General features: G+C 41.0%; 5 protein-coding genes and 2 pseudogenes. 1 reads left to right on the top strand and 6 read right to left on the bottom strand.

Going from position 1 to position 5,964, the window contains the following annotated elements; all coding sequences use genetic code 11:
* The 3 genes and pseudogenes from BN2628_RS00030 to BN2628_RS16590 all read right to left on the bottom strand — a co-directional run.
* A pseudogene (locus tag BN2628_RS00030) lies at positions 1 to 522 on the bottom strand (restriction endonuclease subunit S); the annotation flags it as partial.
* Positions 523 to 579: 57 nt separating this feature from the next.
* Entirely contained in the window at positions 580 to 1,572 is a 993-nt protein-coding gene (gene xerA, locus BN2628_RS00025; protein WP_005859054.1) for a site-specific tyrosine recombinase/integron integrase, read from the bottom strand.
* Positions 1,573 to 1,604: 32 nt separating this feature from the next.
* Positions 1,605 to 2,010 (bottom strand): annotated as a pseudogene (locus BN2628_RS16590) (IS1380 family transposase); the annotation flags it as partial.
* Between the two features lie 318 nt (positions 2,011 to 2,328).
* Between BN2628_RS16590 and BN2628_RS00015 the strand changes: the two are divergent.
* Positions 2,329 to 3,645: a hypothetical protein gene (locus BN2628_RS00015; protein WP_257606321.1), complete on the top strand. Its 1,317-nt coding sequence runs from the start codon at positions 2,329 to 2,331 to the stop codon at positions 3,643 to 3,645.
* A 190-nt stretch (positions 3,646 to 3,835) separates the two neighbouring features.
* On the opposite strand, the gene BN2628_RS00010 is transcribed toward BN2628_RS00015, so the two are convergent.
* The 3 genes from BN2628_RS00010 to BN2628_RS00005 all read right to left on the bottom strand — a co-directional run.
* Positions 3,836 to 4,633 carry a transposase gene (locus tag BN2628_RS00010; protein WP_005859049.1) on the bottom strand — a complete coding sequence of 266 codons (798 nt, stop codon included), beginning with the start codon at positions 4,631 to 4,633 and terminating at the stop codon, positions 3,836 to 3,838.
* Between the two features lie 13 nt (positions 4,634 to 4,646).
* Entirely contained in the window at positions 4,647 to 5,051 is a 405-nt protein-coding gene (locus tag BN2628_RS17320; RefSeq protein ID WP_005859047.1) for a hypothetical protein, read from the bottom strand.
* 116 nt (positions 5,052 to 5,167) lie between these two features.
* On the bottom strand, positions 5,168 to 5,964 hold a 797-nt coding region (locus BN2628_RS00005; RefSeq protein ID WP_055095506.1), incomplete at its 5' end, for a restriction endonuclease subunit S.

Raw genomic sequence — 5,964 nt, 5'->3', positions numbered from 1 at the left:
ATAATCGTAGAGTCGTTTTGCCATCGCCTCTAAATTCTGATTTATCTGCTCATTGAGTCTGATTTTTTGGTCAAGATTCAAGAAAAATGTGCCAATGCTTTCCTCCGAACAAGAAAGTGTTGGCATTTCATATCTTAGAATTTGCTCTTTATCTCCACGAGGCATTTTACTTCCTTTGGCTCCTTGCATTACATAGTCAAAAAAAGAATCTTGAAGTAGTACGGCATAAAGAAAACTTGGCGAATGTCCCTCTTTAGCTCTAAAAACCAACACGTCAGAAGAGGCTCCACCGTCTATATCTGCAAACCAAACCTTTTTGAGATATGGTCTGATATTTGCTATTAATACATCGCCATGTTGATAGCGAGTGAGACAACAAGACTGTGGCGGAAGATTGGTTGCAATTTCCCGTCCTTTTTTGTTTTGTAATATGCAGTCTGTAGTAACATATTCGCGTAAGGCAATATCGTTGCTACTGATTTTGTCGGTTACATAATCTGCGATTGATGATAACTTAGTCATATACATCCTGTTTTGGATGCAAAGTTACATAATTTTAGGCAGATTCTTGTGGTTCAGTTATCCCAAATATTTCTTATGCGCCAACTTTACATTGTTTTGATTCACAATGGCATAGTGCAGTGTTGTGTCAATGCGTACATGACCAAGTAGTCGCTGCACCTGTTCGATGGGCATACCTTTGTCGATAGCCATTGTTGCAAGGGTACGACGGAACTTGTGAGGATGAACTTTTGGCATAGAAAGTGCTTGCCCCATTTTTCTGATTCTAACTTCCACACCGCTAATAGTCAGTCGTGAGTGTGGCGAATTGAGGGAAACGAATAAGGCTGGATTGCTGTCTGTTCGCTCATTAAGATATTGTTGCAAATGTAGTTTGGTACGGGCGTTGAAGTAAACAACACGTTCTTTGTTACCTTTTCCGAACACCACGCACTGCCGTTCGTGGAAATCAATATCTTCACGGCTCAGTTTGACCAACTCACCCACACGAATACCCGTGGATGAAAGAAAGTCTATAATAGCAAGATCTCGTTTGGTCGTGCAACTATCTCGAAGTTGCTCCAATTGTTCGTCAGAAAGCACCTCTTTTACAAGTGAATCTGTCTTAACCTTGTGAATGCGTCTTACCGGGCTTTTGGCGATATAATCTTCATCTTCCAACCATGCAAAGAAGCTGGAAAAGATTCGTCGCATATTGTCAATGGTCACTTTGCTCGATTGGTGTTCTTCTTGATAATCGGATAGATAAGTACGAATATCTGTTGTCGTAATGTGACAAATTGCCAATGAAAGCGTGACTAACAACCGTTCAATGGTATTACGGTAGTAAGTTAATGTCTTTTCTGAACATCCCTCTATCTTTTTGGCTGATATAAAAGAGTTAAGAAGATGTTCATTCTCCTGCGTTTGCTGTGTGGCACAATCGCTCTTTTCAATGATTTCTACATTATGCAGTTCTGATGTAAGCACAGCTTTAAGCCGTGCCATTTGTCGGCAATCTAAGTCACGCTGCATTTCCGCAACTATCGCCTGAATGATGTTTTCTTTCATAATTCTAATAATTTTGTTCTTATATATAATATTAATTCTCCGGTAGCAATGAGAGACTTGACCAACAATTCGTTCATTGTGTCAGCTGTATTGAAGTCATATGATTTACCTGAGTCTGGAGATGAATACGTTATGTTGTCTGTAGTCAGTTCTTTTATGGCGCGAAGAATCGTGTCTGCGCTGCAGGTTTTAAGTTTGGGATGCAGGGAAAGATGGGGCATGAGATGAGTGGATATGTCTTCAATGCACGAGCCGCCACAGAAGAATACGCACATGAGAGAACGGATGATTTCACTGTATTGGTAACCATAGGTTCTGCTACGCAGTCCTATATGTGGAGTCGATTACGTCCGATAAAAGAGCATCAAATTGCTCCATGATTGAAAATATTCCGCCAAAAGGTGTGATTGAATCGAATTTTATTTGTACTTTAGCCATGTCTGCTGAAGATTGGTTTGATTTTTATTGCAACACGAAGTTAAGTGAATCTTCTGACATGACAAAGCACTGGGTAATACATTACTACTCAGCGCTTTAAATTATTCTTGTACAAAAGTGTTGCGGAAATTAGGTATATCAACAATTGAGGAAGCGTTATGCTTGTTTTGTTGTGACTCCACTCAAAATGCGGTGTTCCGGTTTCACGCTTCCATGTATTATCAGGTTCTTCCAAGAAACCTGGAAGGCGTAAAATAATCCACATTTATGAAGCAGTATTGGTCTTTTTTCAAATCAGGCAAGTTTGCTTTTCTTGCCTTGTTCTTCGTATCACTTACGGTAATATCTTGTGACAACGATGACGATAACAATGTTTCTCCCGATCCGCCTATTGAGAAAGGCGAAATTGAGCTTGCAGAAAATGCCCAAGCTCTCAACTATTTTGATTTTATCAATCCGAACGATGTGGAGATCTTAAATGCTGACACAACACAGATTCGTGTGAGCCAGGCATACCTGGATAAGATAAAGACAAAGGTAAACAAGAACGATGTGTTGTCTATATGGCGCAGCATTGACACGCCACCTTTCATTCGGAAGGTATCAAATGTATCGGCAAACGGAAAGGATGCTATTCTGACGACAACCCAAGGTACATTGGCAGACCTGATAGAGCATGGCGACTTCAAGCTGAGCACGGAATTGTATGTTAACTACGGCGAGAAAGGCTTGAAGAACCGTTATTCCAAAGACGGCGTTTATCATCCCAGCGTGGTTATCTTCAGCGGTACAGAAGACAATGGCAAAAAGTATGCAACAGCCGAAGAGCTGCTGGCCCAAGAAGCTACATGGCACATTTTCAACAAGGATGGAATAACCAATTATTCATACGAAGAAAAAGGCTTACGCATTGGACTGAAGGATGTACAGACCCACACAGCATTAGACCTTGAAATCGGCATCAACATTTCCTGGTTCAAATTACGTAACTTTGATTGCTACTTCACAGGTGAGTACAAACTGGATGGTCCTCTGTTCGTTGAATGGGATGTGAAGGATAAATCAAGCGGCGGTGAAGTCCCATTAGTCTATTATCCTCCTATTGTAGTTGTATTCCCGATAGCAGGTCCCATTCACATTTCGGTCATGGTTATACCCACTTTAACTATGGACTGTAATGCACATGCAAAAGGCACGATAGGCATAACTCTGCCCATGACTTTTGATTCTTCCTTTAAGCTGGGTCCTTCCTATGCAAGAGACAGAGGCTGGGTCTTTTATAAAGAATACAACCATTCGTTTAACTGCTATGTAGATCGAACCAACATCACTTACTCTGGTGAAGTGGCTGCAAGCCTGGGTGTATATTTCAAGACGGAAGTCAATATAGCCTATTGCGGAGGTCCTTTCGTTAAAGTAGGTCCTTCTGTTTCAACAGATCTGTCTGCAAGTGTAGTAACGGGTTCCGACTATCAGTTCAAGGTCAACACCAGCGGCAAGTTTAAGCTGGCCGGTAAGACAGGAGCCGAATTGCATATAGTGGGATATTCGTTAGGCAAGTGGGAAACGGAATATGTTTTAGCGGAGAAAGATGCCTGGAATAAAGAATTTATAGTAGATATGTGGCCTAAGTAGGGCTTTTAGCGGATAAACCTCAATCAGTCATTAGAACGAGAAAAGTAAAGCGACTGACTATTTTTATTCGTTCTAACGACCGAATTGGGTTAAAAGAGACAAAATGGGCGAGGAAGACCACTGAGCTTTCAGCCTATTTTGTGACTTTCACTTATAGTCTTAACAGTCCGTTAAAAATTCAACATATCGGCTAAGCGGCTTCTGCCACTATGCCAAATAGTTCTTGGATAAGTTTAGTATTAAAAGTTCTGTTCGGTTTCAGACCGGACTTGCTAAAAAATCTTTTGAACATATAAATATTACTCAGATAGGCCTTTAGCAATCCGATGGAAAGCGACGGATAGTATTGTTTCCGCATGACCTTTGCGATGTTTACCGAGGCCAGTGAAGCATTGAAAGCGAAGTCGAGTTTCTTCAAGTCTCTTGCTTGGCAATCATTGAGTCCGGTAAACTGCTTTGAATCCCGAAAGCAAAACTCAATCTGGAATCGTGTACGGTAGTATTCGATGATGTCTTTGGCCGGCATGTCAAGATCGGTGGAGAAATAGATTTTATGTCCTCCTGATTCCGGATAATGAACCACTACTTTGATGTTGCGTTTCATTGCTTTTGAATATGCCTTGACTGAGTAAGCCCTTCCTCCTTCAATGTCTAGAATCTCGCAATGCTGAAGGTCGAGTCTCTCAAAATCAATCTTCTCTCCTTTGATACGCGGTCGTCCCCGTTTGCCTGTGCGGACACCGTTATGTGAATACCACAAGGCGGCATCATCACGTAGGCGGCTGATGACATGAAATCCCAGCAGACAGGCTTCACCCACGAACTTAGCCTTTGAGAACCAAGCATCCGCAACGATATAACGTGTTATGCCGAGCAACTTGTCCCTGTATTTGCGGAGTACGTCAAGATACCAGTCCACAAGGTTGTAATCTTCGCCTTGCTTTTCCATATACGCCTTGTCCGGTGTCTGTTCCGCACGTAGCATCATACAGTCCCGACTATCAATGTCGATAATGCCAATGCCGAGAATCTCCAATCCTCGTTTCATTGCAGAAGCGCATCCCGACCAGAACTTGCCGATATAAGGGAGTCTTCTTTCCCGACTTTGAAATGTAGCTTGCGTCTATGGCAATGGCTTTCCTGGCGCTTTCACCAAACCGCTGCCGCATAAGGAAGAGATTGAACTGCATCCAGTCAAACCCACGTTCAAACAACTGTCGGAAGCGTTGTTCCGAGCTATCTGAGTAACGCCCCATTTGTGTGAAATTTATCTTTCTTGGTAGTACCATATACAAAATCATGAGTTGGATGAATGCTGTTTCAAAACTTTTGCGTAACTTCGCCGAACAACTTTTCAAAGCATCGGTTACGATTTCCTCATATTGGTCAAGTGCTGTCTTATTCATACCTTTAATGTGTGGTAGGATACCATTAAAGATAATGATAATCAGCCACTTGACCTATTTTATTTTGCTAAACTTTGTCAATTAACTTGTTTGTTCTCAACGGATTAGGTATAAATTTAACGAAGTATTGTAATATAAGAGACAGCTAAATCAGAATTTACCGATACTTGACCGTTCATCAAAAGTGGGAGAAGTTCGTCTCGTTGCTTAGTAAGGAATTCGTTTTCTTTTTGAATTACAAACTGTTTGTTATTAAGAGCTGACACTTGCTTTTCCCATAAATCCAAGATTGCATCACTTGGCTTTAGAATTGGAAATTTCAGCACGTCTTCACGAGACACCTCTTTGAATGTTGTTCCAGTGCCTAGTTGTTCTATCTGCTTGATGTGAATGTTTAGATAATAATACAGGTAAGTTGATATGTTTTCCGCTTTGGGAACAAAGCTCTTAAATCCTTGATTGGTACACAACTCAGTCTTAGCAATAGATAACAGACCTATTGGCGCACGGCTTGACATCAATATTGTATTTGGAGGCAATAAATGAGTACTGCAAGAATTATATCCTGCTTGCGAAATATTGCGTTCTCCTTGATATACAAACTTTTGCTTCTGGTCAGATAAATCTTTCGGAGTAATCCAAACAATATCTCCTCCATAATTTTGTTCATTAATAGTAGAAGGGGTTGCACCATTGTAAACATCAGCAATATCCTCTATATTTTTGTTTTCCCAAGATGCAGGAATCTTACGTTTCAACTTCTCATTCCAAACCATTTCACCGCCACTTGACTTATATGGTCTTCCATTCTCATCTGGAAAGTCAAATTGCACAAACCAGTAATCGTAAAGCTGCTTTGCCATTGCTTCTAAATTCTGATTTATCGGTATATAAGAAAAGGAGAGGAAAAGTC

The organism is Gabonia massiliensis, assembly GCF_001403595.1.
Classification (GTDB): domain Bacteria; phylum Bacteroidota; class Bacteroidia; order Bacteroidales; family Coprobacteraceae; genus Coprobacter; species Coprobacter secundus.
Note: the sequence above shows the minus strand (reverse complement) of the source record. Positions and strands in the feature narration are given on the sequence as shown.